We start from the raw sequence: 23,959 nt of genomic DNA on the forward strand, positions 1-23,959 counted from the left end.
TCGCGTGACGGCCGGCTGGTCGCCGGCACTGATGCAGGGCATCGAGCGCGGCGCGCTCGACGTCGCGGCCGTGATGGTGCCGGCCAGTTCGGCACTGCCCGACACGTTCGCGTCGACGCTGCTCGGTACGCAGCCGACGGTGCTCGTCGCCGCGCGCGACTTTCCGCTGCCGGCCGGTCCGCTGTCGATCGATACGCTGTCAGGTTTTCCGTGGGTGCTGAGTCAGGACGGCTGCGGGATGCGTTCGGCGCTGAGCCGCATGCTCGGCGCGGCCGGGCTGCCGTTCGACGTCGCGGTCGAGGCGTTCGGCTCGGAGCTGCAGCTGTCGCTCGTCGCGCGCGGCGCGGGCATCGGCATCGCTGCGCCGAACGCGCTGGCGCGCAGTGCGCATCGCGATGCGCTGAGGGTGGTGGAAACGGTGGGGCTGGAGACGCGGATCAACGTGTGGATCGTGCACGGCGCGCTGCCGGGCCGGCTGGTGCGGCCCGTCGCGCTGCTGCGCGATGCGCTGGGCGAGGTGCTCGACCGGGAAAACAGGGTGGGGTCAGATGCAGTGAAAGCGGTCTAGAGGCGACATTCGAGGGAAAATCCTTATTTTCTCTACGGAAATGTTGCATTGCGGAAACCGATTCGCTATAGTTGCACCTGTCTCCTCCATGTCTCCTCTGATATGGATTCAGCCCGCCTCTTAGGCGGGCTTTTTTTTGCCTGCGATTTTGTCGCGGCCTTCCATTCGTCGTCCGTCGCGGCGCTCAGAACTTGTACGTCATCCCGACGTAGCTGATGATCGGGTCGGCCTTCAGGTCCGATTTCGACTCCGAGAGCACCGTGCCGTCGGCTGCCTTGATCGTCACCGTCGACGTCGTCTTCAGCGGGATGTACGTCACCGACGCGATCAGCCCGAAGTGCTCGGTCATGTTGTACTGCAGGCCCGCGTTGAACACCGGCTGCCATGACGAGGACGCCTTCGCCTCCACCGATGTCGTACCCGGCTTGCCCGCGCCCGCCGCGAGAATCGCGCCGAGGTTGTCCTGCGTCTGCTTGATGAAGTTCGTGTTGAGCTGCAGGTCGCTGAACCAGTTGTACGACACGCCGAGGCCGAGGAACGGCCGGAACTTCGCGGTGGCCTGCCCGAAGTAGTACTGCAGCAGCACGGCCGGGCTCCATTGCCGCACGCTCTTCACGATCGGGTTGACCGATGCCAGCCCGATGTTCTGCGTGCCGAGCGCGCCGGCAGGTCCTGGCGGCTTGATCGTGCCCTGGCCCGACACCTTGAACACCGGCGGTACGCCGGCCACCGACGTCACCGCGATATGGTCGGTCAGGAAGTGGCTGACCGTCAGGCCGACGGTGTCGGCGCCGCTCGTGCGCAGCCCGGTGCCCGGCGACGTGAACGACGGCGGCAGCCGCAGCGGCGTGTTGATCGGCGTCGGCGCGACGTTGGTCGTCATCGGCGTGCTGCTCTGCTGCGGCATCACGTGGAACCAGCCCAGCGTGACGACGTTGCTGCCGGCGCTCTGCGCGTGCGCCGCGAGCGGCGCCAGCACGGCGGCGCCGGCCGCCGCGCAGAGAAGGGTTTTCTTCATCACGGCTTCCCCCTCCGCTTACTGGACGAATGCGCCGATCGTGAAATACGGCGTCGATCCGGCGTTGTCGAGGAACCCGAACACGCCACCCGTGAAGATGAACTTGCCGGTCGGCGTCGAGCTGCTGGCGCCCGTATGGATCGTCGTGACCGTGCCCGGCACCTTCTGCGTGTAGTCGAGATCGAGCGCGGTCGCGAGCGAGGCCTGCGACGCGTTGAACGGATCGAGCAGCGTCGCCTGGTTGTTCGTCAGCGCGGTGGTGCGGTAGTCGAACTGGCTGTCGACGCCGATGTACTCGCCGTTCTGCGAGCCGACCGCGATCGTCGTTTGCGGTGCGAGGATCGAGATGCTCGATTCGTCGTCGGCGGTGAGGCCCGGCACGCCGTTGCTGTCGGGCGTCGGGTTCGGGTTCGCGACGCCCGTGCGCACGAGGATCGGCACGAGCTGGTTGCGCAGCTTGCCGACGATCATGAAGCCCTTGCCCTGCGGCGTCGCCGACAGCGTCGGCTTCAACTGGCTCGCGTAGTTGTTCGACTGGAACGCGCCGCTGCCGTCCGCCGACTGCACGAAGTTCGTGCCTTGCTGCGTGCACGCGCCGCCGGCGAACTGGCCGGTCGTGTCGCACTTGGTCCAGCTGCCGTCGGCGTTGATCGTCACCTTCGCGTCGATCGATGCCGGCGCGAAATTCTGCGACGGCACTTCACCGAAGCCGGTGTGACTGTATGTGCCCGCAACCTTCGTGATGTCGGTTTCGATCGACGAGAAGCCGATGAACGGGTAGTACGGGAATTTCGTGTCGGGCACCGCGGCCTGGCCGAGCACGCCGTTGAACTGGATCTCCTTGCCGGGAATCGTGCCGCCCGCGACGCCCATGCCGACGAAGATGCGCGCCGGGCGCGACGGATCGAGGCTCGCGCCGTTCAGGCGGAAGGCGCACTGGTTCAGCTTGTTGGTCGGCAGCAGCGTTTCCTGCGTGAGCGTGCCGCTGTCGACGGTGCCCGCGCGGGTCGGCACGACGGTGCCGGTCGTTTGCGGCACCGGCGATTCGACATAGGTGACCTGCCAGGTCATCTTGGTCGTGTCGAGCTGGACCTTCGCGAGTTCGCCGCTGCCCGCGCCACCCGTAAACACGGTGGTGTAGTCGAGCGAGGCAGGACAGAGCCGGTCTTCGACGAGCGGAGGCGGATTGTCGTCGCCGCCGCCACAGGCGGAAAGAAGGGGGGCGGCAAGGGCCGCCGCCAGAATGAGGTTGCGCTTCATGTTGCTCCTCCAGATTTGTCTTGTGCGGCGGCCAGCTCCCTGTCGGCCGCTTCTGTTGGTTGTGCTCGTCCTGCCTGCGCCGTGCCGCGCGCTCGTGCGTTACGCGACGGCGGTCGGCCCGCCGTCGCGCCCTCGTCCGCTACTTGCTGATCTGCGCGCCCACGCCGAAGTACGGGGTCGACGACGTGGTCGAGTTCGCCGACGTCGACGTGACGCCGCCGTTCACCGTGCCCTGGATCAGCGCTGCGTACAGGCCGCCCGTCGCGATCACCACGCCCGATGCGGACGGATAGCTCGCGCCGCTCGGCGGCGTCGTCGTCGCGTTCAGCAGGCCCGGCGTCGTCTGGCCGTAGTCGAGCGTGAAGCCGTCTTCCTCGGCCTGCGTGCTCGGGTTGATGAACGACGCGTTGCTGCCGCGGATCAGGGCCGCCGTGTACTTGAAGTTCGAGTCCGCACCCGCGTAGCCGCCGTCGATCGCGCCCGACGTGATGGCCGTCGCCGCGCCGAGCACCGCGATGCCCGATTCGTCGTCGACCTGCGCGTCGGTGTGCAGCGGCGGCGTACCGAGATTCACGTTGCCCGTGCGTACGATCACCGGCACCGTCGCGCCGTTGAGCTGGCCGATCACCATGTGCGCGGTCGCCGACTTGCCGGTCGCGCCGACGATCGGCAGCGACGTTTGCGGCAGCGTCTGCGGCGCCTTCGTGCTGTCGAAGTAGCCGCCGTTCGCGGTGTTCACGGTCCACGGGTTGCCGGTCGTCTGGCAGCCGCCCGAACTGGTCGACGTGCACGCGCCGTTCGCGTCGAACGTCTCGCTCGAGTTCGTGCCCTTCGTCGCGTAGTTGCCCGACGGCACGAGGTGGTAGATCAGCGCGTTGTACGTGCCCGGCAGCTTCGAGATGTCCGTCGTCGTGTTCGCGAAGCCGAGGAACGGATAGAAGTCGAAGTGTCGGTTCGGCACCTGGCCGACGTTTTGCACGAGGCCAGGGATGATCGTCAGCCCGTCGTACTGGACCGTCGCACCCGGAATGCCGCCACCCGCGACGCCCATGCCGACCAGCAGCATCGGCGGGTTCGCCTGGTTGAAGTCGGCGGCCGTCGAATACGTGGCGCCGCTCGGCGCCTTGCCCGTGCCGGGTGTCAGGATGAACGCGCAGCGCGTCTGCTCCGCGGTCGGCAGCACGCCGGTCGGCGGGTGCATGACCGCACCGGTGATCGTCGTGCCGGCGCGGCTCGGCGTGACCGTGCCGGTCGCGAGTGGAATCGGCGATTCGAGCCACTTGAGCGTGTAGGTCATCGCCACGGCGTCGATGTTGACGCTGACGATCTCGCCGCTACCGGCGCCGCCGAGGTACGTGCTCTTCACGATGTCGGCGTTGGCCGGGCACAGCGCGTTGTTGACGGGCTGTGACGGCGGCGGCCCTTGCGTGCCGCAGCTCGATCCGGAACATTGGGGCGCATTGATCGGCGCGGGTGCGCCGCCGTCCCCCCCACCACATGCAACCAGGAAAGGGGCAATGGCAAAGGCCGTTGCCACCCCCTTCGATAAGGCGTGCGACATGCCGCTGTCTCCAATCGTTTAATTGTGCGAGCTAATGTCGCCGCCTTGATTTTTGCTGTCAATTGATGAACCCGTCTAAAAAAGGCGATTGAAACGGGTATCGTGTTTTGAATCCTTGTCTGACACGGCATTCGGTAAGAATTAAAACGTGAGACAGGCTGCCGGAAGCGGCCGGAGTGGGGAATGTGCGACGCCGGGCAGGCCGGCGCAGAGCCTTCCTGCGTATAACGGCAGCGTTTAAAGCGACGGTATCCGGTTTATCCCTATTCGGGATTGACTGGATAAAGAGGGGGTGGGATTAATTCACTGGTAATCGCGCAATGGAAAGCTTGTAAATATTTGTAAATGCGCGATCCGGAATTTTTTATATATTGCCTGATACGGGTAAATAAAAAGCCGGCCAGTGGCCGGCTTTGCATTGCATGCGATGCTGAATCAGCGTTTGAGACCTGCGTCCTCGGCGGCGCCGATGCTCAGGTTCATGCACTGGATCGCGGCGCCCGATGCGCCCTTGCCGAGGTTGTCGAGGCGCGCGACCGTGACGAAGCGCTCTTCGTTGCCGAACACGAACAGGTCGACCCGGTTCGTGTCGTTGTTCGCCTGCACGTCGAAGAAGCCGCCGTCGAGGTTCGCGTCCGCATCGAACGGTGCGACGCGCACGAATGCTTCGTCCGCGTAGTACTCGGCGAACACGCGCTGCACGTCCTGCGGCGTCGTGCGCTTCGCGAGCTGCTCGGGCGTGAAGTAGGTCGTCACCGCGAGACCCTTCAGGAACGGGCCGACGATCGGCGTGAAGATCGGCGGGTTCGCGAGGCCTGTGTGCGCGGCCATTTCCGGCAGGTGCTTGTGCGTGAGGCCGAGCGCATACGGGCGCGGGCTTGCGAGCTTGCCGCCCGGCGCCGCGTTTTCGTAGTCGGCGATCATCGACTTGCCGCCGCCGCTGTAGCCGGTGATCGAGTAGCTGTGTGCGGCGAACGTCGGTGCGACGATGCCTGCCTCGACGAGCGGACGCATCGCGAGCACGAAGGCCGATGCGTGGCAGCCCGGCACGGCGATGCGCTTCGACGTGCGAATCTTCTCGCGCTGCGCGCGGGTCAGTTCCGGCAGGCCGTACGCCCAGTCGGCGCTGGTGCGGAACGCGGTGCTCGCGTCGATCAGCGTCGTGTTCGGGTTCTCGACGAGCGAGGCCGATTCGCGCGATGCAACGTCCGGCAGGCACAGGAACGTGACGTCCGACGCGTTGATCAGGCGGCGGCGCTCTTCGACATCCTTGCGCTTCGCTTCATCGATGCGCAGGATCTCGATGTCGCTGCGTGCCGACAGGTATTCGAAGATCTTGAGGCCGGTCGTGCCTTCCTGGCCGTCGACAAAAACTTTGGTGCTCATTTCGCTCTCACTGAATGAAACGGGGGCCCGCGCCCTGAAACCGCCATTTTAAGACGTCATCCGGCGGGCCTGCACCGCGCGGGGCGAAAAAAAGACGGCCGGCGGGCCGTCTTGTGTCCCTTTGGCGCCCGCCGGAGCGCGCGCCAGGGCGTGTTCAGCCGCGGCCGGCGACCCAGCGGGCGGTTGCTTCGGCAACGCGCCGGCCGAATGCCTTGCCGGTCTCGAGGTCGCCCGGCAGCGGGCCTTCGTCGGGCGTCGAATCCGCCGGCGACTGCGCGAGCAGGCCCGTCGAGCCGCCCAGGTAGTTGATGTCGTTGCGCGTGGCCGCCTTCGAGTTGGCCGGCATCAGGCTCGTGCCGACCCACACCATCCCATGCTGCATCGACAGCGTGACGAAATATTGAATCGTCGAGAACTTGTCGCCGTTCATCGTCGCGGAGTTCGTGAAGCCCGCGGCGATCTTGTCCTTCCATTTCTGCGTGAACCACGCTTTCGACGTCGCATCGGCAAACTGCTTGAACTGCGCCGACGGGCCGCCCATGTAGGTCGGCGCGCCGAAGACGATCGCGTCGGCCGCATCGAGCGCGGCCCAGCCCGCGTCGTCGACGTCGCCGACGGCAAGCAGGCGCACGGTCGCACCGGCCTCCTGCGCGCCCGCGTGCACGGCCTCGGCCAGTTTCTGCGTGTGACCGTAGCCGCTGTGATAGACGATGACGATGTTCGACATGAAGCGTTCTCCGGAAAGGAACGGGAACGGCGGACCGCAGGCTCGCCGCGTCACGCGTCGCCGGCGGGCAGCGCGACGGATGCGCGGCGTGGCGCCGCGACCGGTGACGACGAGTCTAGCAAGCCGAAATGACGGGAAGACGCGTGGCTGCGGCGTACGGAATGTCGCGGCGGCAGGCGATCGCAGTGCGGTGCGGTGCGGTGCGGTGCGGCGCAGCGCGGTGCCGTGGCGGCGCGCGATGCCCGGCGCCGGTGACGACGCGCTATTGCCCGTAGTTGACCGTGAGTTGCGCGGTACCGATCGCCAGCGTGCCGATCTCGTGCTCGAACATCGGTGCGGGGCGGCCCTGCGCGACGCGCAGGTCGTCGCCCTTCAGCGCATAGACGGTGATCACGTAGCGGTGCGGCTTGCCGGGCGGCGGGCATGGGCCGCCGTAGCCGTCGATCCCGAAGTCGTTGCGCGCCTCGCTCGCGCCGATGCGCCGCAGAAACCCGGACGCACTCGCGTCGGCGGGCAGGCTCGTGACCGTCGCCGGAATGCCGGCCACGGCCCAGTGCCACCAGCCGTGCCCCGGCGCATCGGGATCGAAGATCGTGACCGCGTAGCCGTGCGTGCCGGGCGGCGGGTTGTGCCAGGTGAGCTGCGGCGAGTGGTTGCCGCCCTTGCAGTCGCCACGGTCGAACACGTTCGCGGCGCGGACGCGCCCGCCCGGTGTCAGGTCGTCGCTCGTCACGGTGAACGGGCCTTCCGCATGCGCGGGCAGGGCGGTGAGGGCGGCGGCGTAAAGGAGGGCGGCGAGGAACGGCGACGGGCGACCCGATGGCGCAGGCGGAGTGATCCGGCGATCCACACGCATATGGCGCTTCTCCCGTCACGTGGGCCGGACCGATGCGTCCGGCGTTGTTGGCGTAGTGCGTTGCCTGCGCAGCTGATGGCAGCGATGGATCAAGTCTAGCATTAGGGTTCGATGAGCGATGCACGCCGCGACCCATGGTCGCGATCGTTTCCTGCGCGAATCGGCGGGCGAAAAAAAACCGCCCGCGATGAAGCGGGCGGCTTGTTCGGCCAGGACGCCGGCCAGCGGGCCGGCGCGGCGTCAGTCCTTCGGGGACGTCGCGCCGCCGTGCGCCGCCGACCACTCGGCCGGTGCGTGCAGGAATTTCTCGACTTCGTCGAGCGTCTTCGTCTCGAAGTAGCCCGATGCCTTCGCGACGCGCAGCACGTCCCACCACGTGGCGAGTGCGTGCAGGTCGACGTCGATGTCCTTCAGGACCGACACGCTTTCCTTGAAGATGTTGTAGTGGAACAGCACGAAGCAGTGGTTCACCGTCGCGCCTGCGGTGCGCAGCGCGTTGACGAAGTTGATCTTGCTGCGGCTGTCGGTCGTCAGGTCTTCCACCAGCAGCACGCGCGAGCCTTCTTCCAGATGGCCTTCGATCTGCGCGTTGCGGCCGAAACCCTTCGGCTTTTTGCGCACGTACTGCATCGGCACCATCATCCGGTCCGCGATCCAGGCCGCGAACGGGATGCCGGCCGTCTCGCCGCCCGCCACCGCGTCGATCTGCTCGAAGCCGATGTCGCGCGTGATCGTCGTTTCAGCCATTTCCATCAGCGCGCGGCGCACGCGCGGATACGAAATCAGCTTGCGGCAGTCGATATAGACGGGGCTTGCCCAGCCGGACGTGAAGATGAACGGTTTTTCTGCGTTGAAGTGCACTGCCTGTACTTCGAGCAGGATTTTGGCGGTCGTATCCGAGATCGACTGACGATCGTAGCCTGTCATGGGCATTCCTTGGGTGATGAGCGAAGAGCGGGCGCGGGCCCGGTGGCGCAGCAAGGGGAACCTGCCCAGGGGGCCGGGGCGCGATCGGAGGGCCAATCGCATCGCTGCGCGCGTAGCCCGCTATTTTACCCGATTCAGGCCGGTTTTCGGCGGAATTCGCGCAGGTTCACCGCGCGGCTCACCACCGGCGAAACAAACGGGGCCAGACCGATCGCGCGCTGATGCGGAGGATGCGGCGCTGCACCAACATGCGTCATTTAGGGGGTGTACACTAGGCGACCCTTAGAAATCGTTCAGTACTTTGTACTTTCCTCTTGCCACCCGCCAAGGTTCGATGGCGTGCCGACCCGGCGCGTCGCGTGCCGTCTCGCAGTCGATCATCCCCTCGATTCAAGCAGACGCGGCCGAAGGTGCTGCGTACTGAACCGTCAATATTTCGCATGTCTCTCGCAGGTCAATCATGGACGAACAACTGAAGCAGGCCGCACTGGCTTATCACCTGAACCCGAAACCCGGCAAGATTTCGGTCACCCCGACCAAGCCGCTGTCGAACCAGCTCGATCTGTCGCTTGCGTATTCGCCGGGCGTCGCCGCCGCGTGTGAAGCGATCCACGCCGATCCGCTCGACGCGCAGAAGTACACGTCGCGCGGCAACCTCGTCGGCGTCATCACGAACGGCACCGCCGTGCTCGGCCTCGGCAACATCGGCCCGCTCGCCGCGAAGCCGGTGATGGAAGGCAAGGGCTGCCTCTTCAAGAAATTCGCGGGCATCGACGTATTCGACATCGAACTGTCGGAGTCCGACCCCGACAAGCTCGTCGAGGCGATCGCGATGCTCGAGCCGACGCTCGGCGGCATCAACCTCGAGGACATCAAGGCGCCGGAATGCTTCTACATCGAGCAGAAGCTGCGCGAGCGCATGAAGATCCCCGTCTTCCACGATGACCAGCACGGCACCGCGATCATCGCGTCGGCCGCGATCCTGAACGGCCTGAAGGTCGTCGACAAGAAGCTGTCCGAAGTGAAGCTCGTGTGCTCGGGCGCGGGCGCCGCTGCGATCGCGTGCCTGGACCTGCTGGTGAACCTCGGCCTGACGAAGTCGAACATCCTCGTCGCCGATTCGAAGGGCGTGATCTACGAAGGGCGCGGCAACCTCGATCCGTCGAAGCAGCGCTATGCGGCAACCACCGACGCACGCACGCTCGCCGACGCGATCGTCGGCGCCGACGTGTTCCTCGGCTGCTCGAGCGCGGGCGTGCTCAAGCAGGACATGGTCAAGACGATGGGCGACCGCCCGCTGATCCTGGCGCTCGCGAACCCGGAACCGGAAATCCGCCCGGAAGATGCGAAGGCCGTGCGCCCGGATGCGATCGTCGCGACCGGCCGTTCGGACTACCCGAACCAGGTCAACAACGTGCTGTGCTTCCCGTTCATCTTCCGCGGCGCGCTCGACGTCGGCGCGACGACGATCACGGAAGAAATGAAGCTCGCGTGCGTGCGCGCGATCGCTGAACTGGCACAGGAAACCGACCAGAGCGAAGAAGTCGCGAAGGCGTATGAAGGCCACTCGCTCGAGTTCGGGCCGGACTACCTGATTCCGAAGCCGTTCGACCCGCGCCTGATCATCAAGATCGCGCCGGCCGTCGCACAGGCCGCGATGGATTCGGGCGTCGCCACCCGTCCGATCCAGGACATGGACGCGTACCGCGAGCAACTCGGCGCGACCGTTTACCGCACCGGCATGGTGATGCGCCCGGTGTTCGCCACCGCGAAGCAGAAGCAGGCCCGCATCGTGTTCGCCGAAGGTGAGGACGAGCGCGTGCTGCGCGCCGCGCAGTTCGTGCTGCAGGAAAAGATCGCGAAGCCGATCCTCGTCGGCCGTCCGTCGGTCATCGACATGCGCCTCGCGAAGATCGGCTCGAAGCTGAAGGCCGGCACCGATTTCGAAATCGTCGATCCGGAAGACGATGCGCGCTACCACCGCTACTGGCAGGCGTATCAGGAGATCGGCGCGCGCGACGGCGTGACGCCGGAAGTCGCGAAGGCCGCGATGCGCAAGTTCAACACGCTGATCGGCGCGATGCTCGTGCACCTGGGCGACGCGGACGGGATGATCTGCGGGATGATCGACACGTTCCACAGCCACCTGAAGTTCATCGAGCAGGTGCTGGGCCGCGCGAAGGGCGCCGAGCACTTCGCGGCGATGAACCTGCTGATGCTGCCGGGCCGCAACCTGTTCGTGTGCGATACGTACGTGAACGAGTTGCCGAGCGCCGAACAGCTCGCCGACATGACGATCCAGGCCGCGGCCGAGATCGAGCGCTTCGGCATTGCGCCGAAGGCTGCACTGCTGTCGAACTCGAACTTCGGCAGCGCGCCGTCGGCGTCGTCGCGCCGGATGGGCGAGGCTCGCAAGCTGATCGTCGAACGTGCGCCGAACCTCGAAGTCGACGGCGAAATGCACGGCGACGCGGCGCTGTCGGAAATGATCCGCAAGCAGGCATTCCCCGGCACGACGCTGTCGGGCGAAGCAAACCTGCTGATCATGCCGAACGTCGAAGCGGCGAACATCGCGTACAACCTGCTGAAGATGGTCGGCGGCGAAGGCGTGACGGTCGGCCCGTTCCTGCTCGGCGCGGCGAAGCCGGCTCACATCCTGACGCCGGCCGCGACCGTGCGCCGGATCATCAACATGACGGCTGTTGCTGCCGCGAACGTGAACACGAAGTAAGTCCACGCCAGCGTGTGCCGCGCTTCGGGCGCGGCGCAATGAAAAACGCCACGGAACCAGCGTTCCGTGGCGTTTTTTTATCGTGACGTGATGTGAGCGGCGAGCCGCTCGCCGGCGGGCATCCGGACCGCGAATGCCCGCCGCGTGCCGTTACGCGACCTGCTGGTGCGACTGGCCGCCGGCCGGCGCGCGCCACTTCGCGAGCAGCGTGTTCCACTTCTGGCGGACCGCGCGCAGGTTGTTCTCCTTCACGTGGCCGTAGCCGCGAATGCCGTCCGGCAGCGCCGCGAGCTCGAGGGCGAGCGGGCGGTTGGCCGCGTTCAGCTTGGCGAGCACCTCGCCGATCAGCGCTTCGTACTCGCCGATCAGCGCGCGCTCGGTGCGGCGCTCCTCGGTACGGCCGAACGGGTCGAGCCCGGTGCCGCGCAGGAACTTCGCCTTCGCGAGCAGCCGGAACGCCGACATCATCCACGGGCCGTACGCCTTCTTCACGAGATGGCCGTGTGCATCCGTCTTCGCGAACAGCGGCGGCGCGAGGTGGAATTTCAGCTTCCAGTCACCTTCGAACTGCGCGGTCAGACGGGCGAGGAAGGCCGGATCGGACTGCAGCCGCGCGACCTCGTATTCGTCCTTGTACGCCATCAGCTTGAACAGGTTGCGCGCGACCGCTTCGGTCAGCTGCTCCTGCATCGTGTCGCCGTCTGCCAGCGTGCGCTCGGCCGCGCGCACCTTGTCGACGAACGCCGCATAGCGCGACGCGTACGCGGCATTCTGGTACGCGGTGAGGAATTCCACGCGCTTCGCGATCAGGGCGTCGACCGCCTTCTTCGTGTGCAGCGCGATCACCGTGGCGCCTTGCGCGGGGCGTGCGTCACCGGCCGCAGCCTGCTTCACGCTCGCCAGGTCGTACGCAGCGCGGCGGCCCCAGTCGAACGCCGCACGGTTCTTCTCCACCGATACCGCGTTCAGCTCGATCGCACGGACGAGCGACGCGAGCGTGAGCGGCAGCCAGCCTTTCTGCCACGCGTAGCCGAGCACGAACGGGTTCGTGTAGATCGCGTCGCCGAGCAGCGCGACCGCGAAGCGGTTCGCGTCGATGAAATCGACGGCTTCGCCCGCCGCCGCACGGATGTCGTTTTCCGCGGACAGGCCGGGGAACGACCAGTTCGGGTTCTTGATGAACTCGGCGGTCGGCGTCTGCGCGCTGTTGACGACCACGCGCGTCGTGTCGTGGCGCATCCGCGACGTGCACTCGTCGCCGGCCGTGACGAGCGCGTCGCAGCCGATCACGAGGTCGGCTTCGCCCATCGCGATCCGCGTGGCGTGGATGTCGGTCGGCGCGTGCGAGATCTGCACGTGGCTCATCACGGCGCCGCCCTTCTGCGCGAGGCCGGTGACGTCGAGCACGGTCACGCCCTTGTTTTCCAGGTGCGCGGCCATCCCGAGCAGCGCACCGATCGTGACGACGCCCGTGCCGCCGACGCCCGTGACGAGCACGCCGTAGGCGCGGTCGATGTCCGGCAGCGTCGGTTCAGGGATCGGCGGTAGTGCGTCGCCGTCGACCGACACGGCCTTCGGCTTCTTCAGCTGGCCGCCCTCGACCGTGACGAAGCTCGGGCAGAAGCCCTTCACGCACGAGAAGTCCTTGTTGCAGCTCGACTGGTTGATCTGGCGCTTCGTGCCGAATTCGGTTTCCAGCGGCTCGACCGACAGGCAGTTCGACTGCACCGAGCAGTCGCCGCAGCCTTCGCACACCGCGTCGTTGATCACGACGCGCTTCGCCGGATCCGGATACGTGCCGCGTTTGCGGCGGCGGCGCTTCTCGGTCGCGCAGGTCTGGTCGTAGATCAGGATCGTCGTGCCTTCGATCTCGCGCAGCTCGCGCTGCACGTCGTCGAGCTGGTCGCGGTGATGGATCGTCACGCCCGGCGCGAGCAGCGCCTTCTGGCTGTCGTACTTCTCCGGCTCGTCGGTGACGATCACGATCTTCTTCGCGCCTTCCGACGCGAGCTGGTGCGTGATCTGCGGCACCGTCAGCACGCCGTCGACCGGCTGGCCGCCCGTCATCGCGACGGCGTCGTTGTAGAGGATCTTGTAGGTGATGTTCGCCTTCGACGAAATCGCCGCACGCACCGCCAGCAGGCCCGAGTGGAAATAGGTGCCGTCGCCGAGGTTCGCGAACACGTGCTTCTCGTCCGTGAACGGCGCCTGGCCGATCCACGGCACGCCTTCACCGCCCATCTGGCTGAAGGTGCTCGTGCTGCGGTCCATCCACACGGTCATGTAGTGGCAGCCGATGCCGGCGATCGCGCGCGAGCCTTCCGGCACGTTGGTCGACGTGTTGTGCGGGCAGCCCGAGCAGAACCACGGCTTGCGCTCGGTCTGCACGTGCGGCTTCGCGAGCGCCATCTCCTTCGCGTTGATCACGGCGAGGCGCGCGGCGATGCTTGCGCGCACGTCGGACGGCAGCTCGAACTTCTCGAGGCGCGTCGCGATCGCCTTCGCGATGATCGCGGGCGACAGCTCGTAGTGCGCGGGCAGCAGCCAGTTGCCCATCGGCACCGACCATTCGCCGCCGGCGCCGTCCTTCTCGTCGAACTTGCCGAACACGCGCGGCCGCTGGCCGTCGGGCCAGTTGTACAGTTCTTCCTTGATCGCGTATTCGAGGATCTGGCGCTTTTCCTCGACGACGAGGATTTCGTCGAGGCCGCGCGCGAACGCCTGCGCGCCCTGCGCTTCGAGCGGCCACACGCAGCCGACCTTGTAGAGCCGGATGCCGATCCGCGCGCAGGTTTCGTCGTCGAGGCCAAGATCGGTCAGCGCCTGGCGTACGTCGAGGTAGGCCTTGCCGCCGGTCATGATCCCGAAGCGCGCGTTCGGCGAATCGATCTCGATCCGGTCGAGCTTGTTCGCGCGCACATACGCGAGCGCCGCGTACCACTTGTAGTCGAGCAGCCGTGCTTCCTGCACGAGCGGCGGGTCGGGCCAGCGGATGTTCAGCCCGCCTTCCGGCAGGATGAAGTCGGTCGGCAGCACGATCTCGGTGCGATGCGGGTCGATGTCGACCGACGCCGACGATTCGACGACGTCCGTCACGCACTTGAGCGCAACCCACAGGCCCGAGTAGCGGCTCATTGCCCAGCCGTGCAGGCCGAAATCGAGATATTCCTGCACGTTGGACGGGAACAGCACCGGCAGCCCGCAGGCCTTGAAGATGTGTTCTGACTGGTGTGCGAGCGTCGACGATTTCGCCGCGTGGTCGTCACCGGCGAGCACCAGCACGCCGCCGTGCTGGGACGAGCCTGCCGAGTTCGCATGCTTGAATACGTCGCCCGTGCGGTCGACGCCCGGGCCCTTGCCGTACCACATGCCGAACACGCCGTCGTGCTTCGCGCCGGGGTACAGGTTTACTTGCTGCGAGCCCCACACGGCGGTGGCGGCGAGATCTTCGTTGAGGCCGGGCTGGAAGACGATCTGGTGGGCTGCCAGGTGCTGCTTGGCTTTCCAGAGCGACAGATCGAGGCCGCCGAGCGGCGAACCGCGATAGCCGGAGATGAAGCCGGCGGTATTGAGACCGGCGGCGCGATCGCGTTCCTGCTGGAGCATCGGCAGGCGCACGAGGGCCTGGATGCCGCTCATGTACGCGCGACCGCGTTCCAGTGTGTATTTGTCGTCAAGCGTGACGGACTTCAGCGCGGCTTCTAGGGACGCGCGTTGGCCTGCGTCTAGCGGGGCATTCATTAACAGTCTCCTCCACCCAGTTTGGGATCACCAAAACTCGACTGCTTCGGGCATCTTGTGGACGCGTCGGCAGTGGCCGGCATATTGGCCGGTTTTAAGCGATGGTAGCACTGGGGCAAACCCGCCGCCCATCGGTTGGAACGCGGGGAGATTGCGGCGCTGCGTCAGAAAAACAGGGCGGAACCATGCGTTACATCATGTAAAAGCATGTAAAGCTGGCCCCATCTGCGTGCAAACGCCGTTAATCTTGTCGGCCTGCCGGAGGTGCCCGGCCGCGTTGGTTCGTTTCGACGCAATCGGGGAGGCGCCGGTAGTTTTACAGGAGGTGCAATGAACACACGTCATATCCAGAGTTTCCTGATCGTGTCCGCCGCGTTTTTCTCGATGACCGGCCCGGTGCACGCGCGAGGCGCGAGCGCATTGGCGGCAGCCGGCGCGCAGATGCAGCAGATCGTGCCGGCCCAGGACGCCGTCGCGCAGCCGTCGGCCGAGCGCGCCGTCGAGTCGAAGGCGAACGCGCGTTGATCCGGTCGCGCGGCCTGCGGGCCGCGCCGGAATGCAAAAAGGGCGGGAATCCTCGGATTCCCGCCCTTTTTCTTTGCGCCGCCGGATCGTGCGGGCCCAGGTTGCCCCGGACAGCCGCCCGTCGGATGCGTCAGGCCTTGTCCTGCACGACGCCGCGACGGATCTGGTCGAGTTCGATCGATTCGAACAGCGCCTTGAAGTTGCCTTCGCCGAAGCCCTGGTTGCCCTTGCGCTGGATGATCTCGAAGAAGATCGGCCCGATCTGGTTCTCGGTGAAGATCTGCAGCAGCAGGTCGTCGCGCGCGCCGTCGATCAGGATCTTGCGCTTCTTCAGTTCGTCCAGCGATTCGCCGTGGTTCGGCACGCGGCGGTCGACCAGTTCGTAATACGTGTCGATCGTGTCGAGCAGCTTCACTTCCTTGCTGCGCAGGCCATCGACCGCCTGGTAGATGTCGGTGGCGCCGAGCGCGATGTGCTGGATGCCTTCGCCGTGGTACGCGTCGAGGTATTCCTGGATCTGGCCGGCCGTATCCGAGCCTTCCTCATTGATCGGGATGCGGATCTTGCCGCACGGCGACGTCATCGCCTTCGACTTCACGCCCGTCACCTTGCCTTCGATGTCGAAGTAGCGCACTTCGCGGAAGTTGAACAGGCGTTCGTAGAACTCGGCCCATTCCTGCATGCGGCCGCGATGCACGTTGTGCGTCAGGTGGTCGATATAGGTGAGGCCGTGGCCGACCGGGTTCGGGTTCGCGCCGGCGATCGGCTCGAAGTCGACGTCATAGATGCTGATGTTGCCGATTGCGCCCGGTTGCGCGCCGTTCTTGCCGCGCCAGCGGTCGACGAAGTAGATCAGCGAATCGCCGATGCCCTTGATCGCCGGGATGTTCAGCTCCATCGGGCCCGTCTTGTTGTCGAAGCCCCAGGCGCCGAGATCGAGTGCGTGCTGGTATGCCTTCGCGGCATCCTGCACGCGGAACGCGATCGCGCAGATCGACGGGCCGTGCAGGCGCGCGAAGCGTTGTGCGAACGAATCGGGTTCGGCGTTGATGATGAAGTTGATGTCGCCCTGGCGGTACACCGTCACGTCCTTGTGGCGGTGGCGCGCGATCGCGGTGAAACCCATCCGTTCGAACAGTTGTCCGAGCGCTTTCGGGTCCGGTGCCGTGTATTCGATGAATTCGAAGCCGTCGGTGCCGACGGGGTTGTCCCAGTTCGGGATCTGCATGGCGTGTCTCCTGTGGGGGCGATCGGCCGGGGCGACGTGCGCATGCCCAGCCTGGTTCGATGTCGAACGTGGCACACGCAGCGGCGTGTGCGACGAATCGGTACGTGCGACAGAGTGTAGCGGGCAGCCGCGAGCGTAAACTTGCGAACTTAATTGCCCGAACCTACGATGGCGCAATTTCCAGTCTTTAAATATTCAATGGAGGGCAGAAGATGGCGCAAGCCGAATTGGATGCCATCGACCGGCGGATTCTTGCGATTCTTCAGGAGAACGGGCGCCTGTCGAACCAGGAGATCGCCGAGCGCGTGAACCTGTCACCGAGCCCGTGCCTGCGGCGAATCCGGCGGCTCGAGGAGATCGGCGTGATCACCGGCTATGTCGCGCTGCTGGATCCGCAGAAGCTCGGGCTCGACCTGCTCGCGTACGTGAGCGTGCGGCTCGAGAAGCGCGGCGGCCTGGCGCCGGTGCGGGCCGACGAAACGTCGGCGCGTGCGGGCGCGACCCATGCGGAGCTGTTTCGCGCGGCCGTGCAGACCTGGCCGGAAGTGGTCGCGTGCCATGCGATGACGGGGGATATGGATTACCTGCTGCGCGTGCAGGTCGAGGACATGGCGCATTTCTCCCGCTTCGTGCAGGAGCATCTGCTGCATCACCCGTCGGTGATCGACGTGAAGACGAGCTTTTCGCTCGAATGCTTCAAGGAAACGACGGCGTTGCCGATTCGTTCGGTGCGCTAGTACGCGGTGGGGAAGGGAGGGGCCGGGCGCGCGGTTGGCGCGGCCCGGCTGGCCGACATTACGCCGTCAGGGCGGCGGGCATCAGCGATTCGATGAACTTCGTGGTGCGGCGCGCCTGGCGCTTCATCGCGTAGTCGAACACCGCGGCCTGTTCCTGCAGCATCTCGGCGATGATCGTCGAGTGGTCGGCCGGCGGCAGCGACAGGTACGCATCGGCTTCGCCGTACGCGTACTCGATCCGCATCCCGGATTTCTTCGCGATGTGCATCATCGTCGCGTTCCGCGACAGGCAGTGCATGTACAGCATCGTCACGTGCGTGTTGCGGCTGCGGATCGCCGCGCGCTCGAATAGCTTCGAGCCGACGCCGCGGCCGCGTGCGCTTTCGAGCACCGATACGCCGAATTCGGCCGTGCGCTTGTCGCCCTCGGCCGGCAGGTAGGCCAGGTGGCCGACGCCGATCAGTTCGAGGTCGTGGTCGAACACGCCGAACACGGTGTCGCGGCCGAAGTCGATCGTGCGGACATAGTTCTCGATCACGTGGTCGGGCACCATCTGGCCGAAGCGCAGCAGGCGATCCTCTTCGTCGAGCGAGAGAAAGTGAGTGAGCATTTGCTCACGGTCTTTGGAAGCCAGTTCCCTGACGAGAACCGGCGCAGACCCGGCGTTGCCGACGACATCGGCAGTGCCGTTGAATTGCGTGTTCATCGTGGGTTCCTCAGTGTGACCGTACAGCGGGTTGTGCAATGCAACAGCATTTTACCCGACCGCTGGCCCTCGGATTGGGGAAAACCCGTATTTGACGATGTTTAAGCTGGAGGATGAATTCTAAATCTGCTTAGTTAATTGTCTATCTATCTGATTTTAAACAGACTTAAAATTCATCATATGAAACGCGCAACAGGCGGTCGCAGTGTGCCCGTCGCGCAACGCTTGCTGCTGCGCGTCAATCAGGCGGCGGTCGACAGCCCGCGCTCGATCAGGTCGATCACCTGCTCGGCGAAGTCGCGGTAGCCGAGGCGGCCGCCCGGCTTCAGCCACGTGAACGTCCAGTTGATCATCCCGAACACCATCATCGTCACGGATGTCTGGTTTTCCTTCGAGATGCGGTCCGGATACGCGCGGGCGAGCTGCCGCGTGAACGCCGCGACGATGTCGCGCTGGCGGTCGAGCACGATTTCGCGCTGCGCGTCCTCGAGATACTTCACGTCGTTGAGCAGCGCGACGTGCCGGCTGTGCGACGTCTCGTACTCGGCGAGGAATGCGCGCACCAGCTCCGCAAACGCGTCGCGCTCGCTGAGGCCGCGTCGCTGGCTCGCCCCTTCGACCTCGGCGATGATCAGCATCAGCCGTTTCGTGTAGCGGTCGAGCAGGTCGAACAGGATCGCTTCCTTGCTCTCGTAATAGTGATAGAGGCGTGCCTTCGACGTGCCGCTCGCGGTCGCGAGATCGGACATCGACGTGCTCGGATAGCTCGTCTGCGCGAATTTCTCGGCGGCCAGATCGAGGATCTGCTCGCGCTGGGATTCGTGGTCGGGCGCTCGGGTACGGGCCATGGTCGAATGCGGAAGATTAGCGGTGCGTGGTGGCCGCGCGGGCCGCGCGCACCTGCGTGGAAGAGAGGGCGTCGGGCGCGTCGTCCTGCAGCTCGAGCCGGCCGGCTGCCGCGAGCTCGCGGCAACGCCACCAGGCGATCGAGTCGCTGACGAACAGCCCGCCGCGGTCGGCGTCGGCCATGATGCTGCCGACGAGGCGCCCCGCGGGCCGCCAGTCGGTTTCCGCGCGCGCAACGATCAGCGTGTCGAGATCCTCGTAGTAGCCGCTCTTGATCGTGTTGCTGACCCAGTAGCGCAACTCGGCGTTCAGGTGCTTCGCCTCCTGCCATTCGAGCGCGAGGCGGCCGATGCGCAGCACCGAGATCGGTGCGGCCACCGGGCGCTTCCGCGCCAGATCGGCCGGCGAGAACATGCCGGTCGCGCACGCCTGGTCGGTGCGCGACAGTGCCGCGCGCTGCACCGAGTCGAGGTCGGCGGCCGACAGCCGCACTTCGTTCAGGCGTTGCGGGACGTTGCGCAGGTGATAGGCGACGCGGCGCAGCAGCAACTTGTCGCCGACGCTCGGCGCATGCCACACCACCACCTGGCCTGTATCGGTCGCGAGCTGGTCGAGGCGCGCGAACTCGCCTTCGATCTCCGCGTTCCAGTCGGGAATCTGGTCGCCTAGCACGCGCTGCCAGAAGGCGGCGCGCGTGTCGGGCGTCTCGTCGGCGCCCTTGAGCGGCCCGACGCCGAGATCGTCGAGCAACCCGACGACGAGCTCGTCGCGTCCGGTTTGCGCAAGTGCCTCGCGCAGTGACGCGGCGGCGGTGCCGCCCTGAATCACATGAATGGTACTCATCGGCCTGTCGTCAACAAAAGAAAACCGCCGGCCGGGCGGACGTTGCGATGTCCAGCCGGCCGGCGGCCCCTAGTGTAAGCGAGATGTGTGACGGCGAGAAACCGTCTGGCACCGCGACGCGACGTCGCTCAACGCTCGTCGTAGCTCACGACGACCTTGTCGCTGATCGGGTGGCACTGGCACGTGAGCACGAAGCCGTCCTTCACTTCATGCTCTTCGAGCGTGTAGTTCTTCTCCATCCGCACTTCGCCCTCGAGCACCTTCGCGCGGCACGTGCAGCACACGCCGCCCTTGCACGCGTACGGCAGCGCGAGGCCCGCGCGCAGGCCGACATCGAGCAGGCTCACGCCTTGGTACGGCAGCCGCAGCTTGCGCTTCTTGCCGTCGAGCACGATTTCCAGGTCGGCAGCCGGCGTCTGGTCGGTGATTTCGACGACCGGCGTGCCGGCCTGCGGCAGCGGCGTACCGAAGCGCTCGACGTGCACCTTCGCCTGCGGCACGCCGGCTGTCTTCAGCGCGGCTTCGGCCGCATCCATCATCGGCGCGGGGCCGCAGATGAATGCCTCGTCGATTGCATCGGCCGGCGTCAGCGTGTCGAGGAATTCCGCGCATTTCGTCTGGTCGAGCACGCCGTTGAACAGCTCGACGTCCTGCTGGTCGTCCGACAGCACGTGATAGAGGACGAAGCGGTTCATGTAGCGGTTCTTCAGGTCCTCGAGCTCCTCCGCGAACATGATCGCGTCGACGCTGCGGTTGCCGTAGATCAGCGTGAACGTGCTGCGCGGTTCGAGTTCGAGCGTCGTCTTCACGATCGCGAGCACCGGCGTGATCCCGGAGCCGCCGGAAAACGCGACGTACTGCTTGCCGTGATCGGCGTTCAGGTGCGTGAAGAAACGGCCGTCCGGCGTCATCACGTCGATCGTGTGGCCCGGCTTGAGCGAATCGAACGCGAAGTTCGAGAAGCGGCCGCCGCGCACGCGCTTGATGCCGATGCGCAGTTCGCCGTCGCGGTCGTAGTCCGTCGTGCCGACGCAGATCGAATACGAGCGGCGCGTTTCCTCGCCGTCGATGTGGGTCTTCAGCGTGACGAACTGGCCCTGCGTGAAGCGGTACGCATCGCGCAGCTCGGGCGGCACGTCGAAGGAGACGGTTACGGCGTCGGCGGTCTCGGGCCGCACGTCGCGGATACGCAGCGGATGAAATTGCGGGGTCGCCATATCGATTAATAAGGTTTGAAGTAGTCGAAGGGTTCGCGGCAGTCGACGCAGCGATACAGCGCCTTGCAGGCCGTGGATGCGAATTGCGCGAGACGTTCGGTACGAGCGGAGCCGCAGCGCGGGCACGCAGGCGCCGCGACGGGCCGCGGCACGAAGCGCACGATGTTTTCCCGCGGCGCGGCGGTGCCGCACTGGCCGACCGGCGGCGCGATGCCGTACGCGCGCAGCTTGTCGCGCGCTTCCTGCGTGATCCAGTCGGTCGTCCATGCAGGCGCGAGCACCGTCTCGATCCGGTGCGGCGGGAGGTCGGCGGCCTGCAGCGCGGCGGCGATGTCCTCCGCGATCTGCGACATGGCCGGGCAGCCCGAATAGGTCGGCGTGATCACGACCTCGAGCTGGCCGTCGTCCGCGCGGCGGACGTCGCGCAGGATGCCGAGCTCGCGGATCGACACGACCGGGATCTCGGGGTCGGGCACGGCTTCGAGCACGTCCCATGCACGGGCGAGCAGCGGATCGTCGCGGTGCGTGGTGGGCGCGACATGAGCGGGGGCGGTCTGGACGGACATCGTCGGGCTCCGTGGCGTCGGGGTTACCAGGTCGCGCCAGGGTGCTGGCGTGCGAGGCTTTGCAGTTCCGCGAGCAGGTAGCCCATGTGCTCCGAGTGCTCGCCCTGCTTGCCGGTCGTTACATGCTGCACGGGGGCCGGCAGCGTGAGCGTCGCTTCCGCGAGCGCGTCGTCCACGTCCGCGCGCCATGCTGCTTCGAGCGTGGCCGGCGCGGGGGCGATGCCCTCGGCGGCGACCGCGTCGTCGATTGCATCGGCGGCGAAGAATTCGCGCGTGTACGGCGTCAGGTAGTCGAGCGCGTCCTGCGCGCGACGGTGCGATTCGTCGGTGCCGTCGCCGAGGCGAACGAGCCACTCGCGTGCGTGCTGCACGTGATAGCGGGTTTCCTTCACCGATTTCGCGGCGATCGCGGCGAGCTGCGTGTCGGTCGACGTTTCGAGCGCGGTCCACACGTGCAGCATCAGCACCGAGTACAGGAAATTGCGCACGATCGTCACCGCGTAGTCCTTGTCGGCGTGCGCAGTGCCGGCGAGCGGGCCGTAATGCGGCAGCTCGGCGAGCGTGAAGTTCGCGAACTCGCGCTCGGTGCGGAAGTAGGCGTAGTCGTCCTCGGTCTTCGTCGCGCCGGTAAGCTGGCGCTCGAGTTCGGCTGCGTGCGTATACAGCATGCGCGCCTGGCCGATGAGGTCGAGGCTCATGTTGGTGAGCGCGATGTCTTCCTCGAGGATCGGGCCGTGGCCGCACCATTCGGCATTGCGCTGACCGAGGATCAGCGTGTTGTCCGCGAGGCGCAGCACGTAGGAGAGGTGTTCGGGCGTGATCGTCATGGCGCGGGCGTTACATGTGGTTGACTTCGTCGGGCAGCGTGTAGAACGTCGGGTGACGGTAGATCTTGTCGCCCGCCGGTTCGAACAGCTCGGCCTTCTCGCTCGGATCCGACGCGGTAATTGCAGACGACGGCACCACCCAGATGCTCACGCCTTCCTGGCGGCGCGTGTAGACGTCGCGCGCCATGCGCAGCGCCATCGACGCGTCGGCGGCGTGCAGGCTGCCGCAATGCTTGTGGTCGAGCCCCTGCTTGCTGCGCACGAACACTTCCCAGATCGGCCATTCCTTGTTCATCACTTTCTCCTGAATCCTGAATTCGATGGTGTGCCGCCGCTCAGGCGGCGTGCTGTTCGGCGCGTGCGCGGCGCTTTGCTTCGTGGGCGAGTGCGGCTTCGCGTACCCATGCGCCGTCGTTGTGTGCTTTCACGCGGGTCGCGAGGCGTTCCTTGTTGCACGGGCCGTCGCCGTTGACCACGCGCCAGAATTCGTCCCAGTCGATCGTGCCGTAGTCGTGATGGCCGCGCGCCTCGTTCCATTTCAGGTCGGGGTCGGGCAGCGTCACGCCGAGCACCTTCGCCTGGTCGACCGTCGCGTCGACGAACTTCTGCCGCAGGTCGTCGTTCGTGATCCGCTTGATGCCCCATTTCGCGGACTGATTGCTGTGGACCGAATCGGCGTCGCTCGGGCCGAACATCATCAGCACCGGCCACCACCAGCGGTTCACGGCCTGCTGGACCATCGCGCGTTGCGCGTCGGTGCCCTTCATCATCGACAGCAGCGCGTCGAAGCCCTGGCGCTGGTGGAACGATTCTTCCTTGCACACGCGGATCATCGCGCGCGCGTACGGGCCGTACGTGCAGCGGCACAGCGGGATCTGGTTCATGATCGCGGCGCCGTCGACGAGCCAGCCGATCACGCCGACGTCGGCCCAGGTCGGCGTCGGGTAGTTGAAGATGCTCGAGTATTTCGCCTTGCCGGCGTGCAGTGCGTCGATCAGCGAATCGCGCGATACGCCGAGCGTTTCGGCCGCGCTATAGAGATAGAGGCCGTGGCCGGCTTCGTCCTGGACCTTCGCGAGCAGGATCGCCTTGCGCTTCAGGCTCGGCGCGCGCGAGATCCAGTTGCCTTCGGGCAGCATGCCCACGACTTCCGAGTGCGCGTGCTGCGAGATCTGGCGAACCAGCGTCTTGCGATAGGCGTCGGGCATCCAGTCCTGCGGTTCGATCTTGCCGTCGGCGGCCATGACCGCATCGAACCGCGCCTGCTCGGGCGACTCGGCTGCGGCGTCGAGTGGCGCGACGTTGCCGGGGATGTCGAGGGATTGCGTGTACATGGCGAGGTTCTCGTCCGGTTGAATGTGTGCGAAGTATAAACCAACCGACCGGTCGGTTAATAAATTTCTTGCGGAATTGCGGTGAGACTCGGGTAAACGAGGCACGTCGGGGCGCGATCGGGTCGCGTGATGGTGGTTCGGCGCGTGGGGTTCGCGCCTTCTGCGGCACAATGCCCGCTTTCCGACGAGGATTTTGCCGATGTCATTCCGAAGCAGTATCGCCGCGGCCGTGCTGGGCGCGGCCGTCTTTGTCTCGCCGCTCGTGGCGTCGGCCTCGGCCGCACCGGCCGGATGGGTGGCCGCGTGGGCGACCGCGCTGCAGCCGATTCCCGACTCTGCCGCACCGCCGCCGCTC

21 protein-coding genes and 1 pseudogene are annotated in these 23,959 nt (G+C 66.1%); 5 read left to right on the forward strand and 17 right to left on the reverse strand.

Features of this window, described 5'->3' with window-relative positions; translation table 11 throughout:
* On the forward strand, nucleotides 1–568 hold a 568-nt coding region (locus G3N99_RS12745), incomplete at its 5' end, for a substrate-binding domain-containing protein (protein ID WP_206122554.1).
* 184 nt (nucleotides 569–752) lie between these two features.
* On the opposite strand, the gene G3N99_RS12750 is transcribed toward G3N99_RS12745, so the two are convergent.
* From G3N99_RS12750 to G3N99_RS12780, 7 genes are all read right to left on the reverse strand, one after another.
* The gene (locus G3N99_RS12750; protein ID WP_011350645.1) at nucleotides 753–1,586 is read right to left on the reverse strand and encodes an OmpW family outer membrane protein; all 834 of its coding nucleotides are present in this window, start codon (nucleotides 1,584–1,586) and stop codon (nucleotides 753–755) included.
* Between the two features lie 18 nt (nucleotides 1,587–1,604).
* Nucleotides 1,605–2,846, reverse strand: coding sequence for a DUF2957 domain-containing protein (locus tag G3N99_RS12755; protein ID WP_174939986.1), 1,242 nt, complete (start codon nucleotides 2,844–2,846; stop codon nucleotides 1,605–1,607).
* 139 nt (nucleotides 2,847–2,985) lie between these two features.
* Nucleotides 2,986–4,407 carry a DUF2957 domain-containing protein gene (locus G3N99_RS12760; RefSeq protein ID WP_206122555.1) on the reverse strand — a complete coding sequence of 474 codons (1,422 nt, stop codon included), beginning with the start codon at nucleotides 4,405–4,407 and terminating at the stop codon, nucleotides 2,986–2,988.
* A gap of 435 nt (nucleotides 4,408–4,842) precedes the next feature.
* Entirely contained in the window at nucleotides 4,843–5,793 is a 951-nt protein-coding gene (argC, locus tag G3N99_RS12765; RefSeq protein WP_206122556.1) for an N-acetyl-gamma-glutamyl-phosphate reductase, read from the reverse strand.
* 154 nt (nucleotides 5,794–5,947) lie between these two features.
* Nucleotides 5,948–6,520: a flavodoxin family protein gene (locus G3N99_RS12770; protein ID WP_069246909.1), complete on the reverse strand. Its 573-nt coding sequence runs from the start codon at nucleotides 6,518–6,520 to the stop codon at nucleotides 5,948–5,950.
* Nucleotides 6,521–6,782: 262 nt separating this feature from the next.
* Nucleotides 6,783–7,376 (reverse strand): YbhB/YbcL family Raf kinase inhibitor-like protein, encoded by a 594-nt coding sequence (locus G3N99_RS12775; protein ID WP_011350650.1) that lies wholly within the window; start codon nucleotides 7,374–7,376, stop codon nucleotides 6,783–6,785.
* A gap of 240 nt (nucleotides 7,377–7,616) precedes the next feature.
* Nucleotides 7,617–8,303, reverse strand: a complete 687-nt coding sequence (locus G3N99_RS12780) for an orotate phosphoribosyltransferase (protein ID WP_011350651.1) — start codon at nucleotides 8,301–8,303, stop codon at nucleotides 7,617–7,619.
* Between the two features lie 460 nt (nucleotides 8,304–8,763).
* Here G3N99_RS12780 and G3N99_RS12785 point away from each other — a divergent pair, with 460 nt between their 5' ends.
* Nucleotides 8,764–11,034: an NADP-dependent malic enzyme gene (locus G3N99_RS12785; protein ID WP_011350652.1), complete on the forward strand. Its 2,271-nt coding sequence runs from the start codon at nucleotides 8,764–8,766 to the stop codon at nucleotides 11,032–11,034.
* Nucleotides 11,035–11,184: 150 nt separating this feature from the next.
* Here the strand turns inward: G3N99_RS12785 and G3N99_RS12790 are convergent, their stop codons facing one another.
* Nucleotides 11,185–14,775 (reverse strand): indolepyruvate ferredoxin oxidoreductase family protein, encoded by a 3,591-nt coding sequence (locus tag G3N99_RS12790; RefSeq protein ID WP_174947350.1) that lies wholly within the window; start codon nucleotides 14,773–14,775, stop codon nucleotides 11,185–11,187.
* A gap of 330 nt (nucleotides 14,776–15,105) precedes the next feature.
* Between G3N99_RS12790 and G3N99_RS12795 the strand changes: the two genes are divergently transcribed.
* A complete protein-coding gene (locus G3N99_RS12795; protein ID WP_046547411.1) occupies nucleotides 15,106–15,300 on the forward strand; it encodes a hypothetical protein in 195 nt (64 codons plus the stop codon).
* 130 nt (nucleotides 15,301–15,430) lie between these two features.
* On the opposite strand, the gene hppD is transcribed toward G3N99_RS12795, so the two are convergent.
* Nucleotides 15,431–16,528, reverse strand: coding sequence for a 4-hydroxyphenylpyruvate dioxygenase (hppD, locus tag G3N99_RS12800; protein ID WP_011350655.1), 1,098 nt, complete (start codon nucleotides 16,526–16,528; stop codon nucleotides 15,431–15,433).
* Nucleotides 16,529–16,740: 212 nt separating this feature from the next.
* Between hppD and G3N99_RS12805 the strand changes: the two genes are divergently transcribed.
* On the forward strand, nucleotides 16,741–17,265 hold the full coding sequence (locus G3N99_RS12805; RefSeq protein ID WP_011655746.1) for an Lrp/AsnC family transcriptional regulator: 525 nt from the start codon (nucleotides 16,741–16,743) through the stop codon (nucleotides 17,263–17,265).
* 58 nt (nucleotides 17,266–17,323) lie between these two features.
* On the opposite strand, the gene G3N99_RS12810 is transcribed toward G3N99_RS12805, so the two are convergent.
* The 8 genes from G3N99_RS12810 to paaA form a co-directional block, all read right to left on the reverse strand.
* Nucleotides 17,324–17,971, reverse strand: coding sequence for a GNAT family N-acetyltransferase (locus G3N99_RS12810; RefSeq protein WP_164462503.1), 648 nt, complete (start codon nucleotides 17,969–17,971; stop codon nucleotides 17,324–17,326).
* A 242-nt stretch (nucleotides 17,972–18,213) separates the two neighbouring features.
* Nucleotides 18,214–18,819 carry a TetR/AcrR family transcriptional regulator gene (locus G3N99_RS12815; RefSeq protein ID WP_006482923.1) on the reverse strand — a complete coding sequence of 202 codons (606 nt, stop codon included), beginning with the start codon at nucleotides 18,817–18,819 and terminating at the stop codon, nucleotides 18,214–18,216.
* Between the two features lie 16 nt (nucleotides 18,820–18,835).
* Complete coding sequence (locus tag G3N99_RS12820; protein WP_206122557.1) at nucleotides 18,836–19,660, reverse strand: DUF1835 domain-containing protein; 825 nt, start codon at nucleotides 19,658–19,660, stop codon at nucleotides 18,836–18,838.
* A 128-nt stretch (nucleotides 19,661–19,788) separates the two neighbouring features.
* Nucleotides 19,789–20,877: a 1,2-phenylacetyl-CoA epoxidase subunit PaaE gene (paaE, locus tag G3N99_RS12825; protein ID WP_174939979.1), complete on the reverse strand. Its 1,089-nt coding sequence runs from the start codon at nucleotides 20,875–20,877 to the stop codon at nucleotides 19,789–19,791.
* Between the two features lie 5 nt (nucleotides 20,878–20,882).
* The gene (gene paaD, locus G3N99_RS12830; RefSeq protein WP_174939977.1) at nucleotides 20,883–21,443 is read right to left on the reverse strand and encodes a 1,2-phenylacetyl-CoA epoxidase subunit PaaD; all 561 of its coding nucleotides are present in this window, start codon (nucleotides 21,441–21,443) and stop codon (nucleotides 20,883–20,885) included.
* Between the two features lie 23 nt (nucleotides 21,444–21,466).
* Entirely contained in the window at nucleotides 21,467–22,270 is an 804-nt protein-coding gene (gene paaC / locus G3N99_RS12835; RefSeq protein WP_174989704.1) for a 1,2-phenylacetyl-CoA epoxidase subunit PaaC, read from the reverse strand.
* A gap of 10 nt (nucleotides 22,271–22,280) precedes the next feature.
* Entirely contained in the window at nucleotides 22,281–22,565 is a 285-nt protein-coding gene (gene paaB, locus G3N99_RS12840) for a 1,2-phenylacetyl-CoA epoxidase subunit PaaB (RefSeq protein WP_027788585.1), read from the reverse strand.
* Nucleotides 22,566–22,605: 40 nt separating this feature from the next.
* On the reverse strand, nucleotides 22,606–23,604 hold the full coding sequence (gene paaA, locus G3N99_RS12845) for a 1,2-phenylacetyl-CoA epoxidase subunit PaaA (RefSeq protein WP_174939972.1): 999 nt from the start codon (nucleotides 23,602–23,604) through the stop codon (nucleotides 22,606–22,608).
* A gap of 199 nt (nucleotides 23,605–23,803) precedes the next feature.
* Here paaA and G3N99_RS42540 point away from each other — a divergent pair.
* Nucleotides 23,804–23,959: pseudogene (locus G3N99_RS42540) on the forward strand (SGNH/GDSL hydrolase family protein); the annotation flags it as partial.

Origin of the sequence: Burkholderia sp. Ac-20392, assembly GCF_017104585.1 — a bacterium.
In the GTDB taxonomy this organism is placed as follows: domain Bacteria; phylum Pseudomonadota; class Gammaproteobacteria; order Burkholderiales; family Burkholderiaceae; genus Burkholderia; species Burkholderia lata.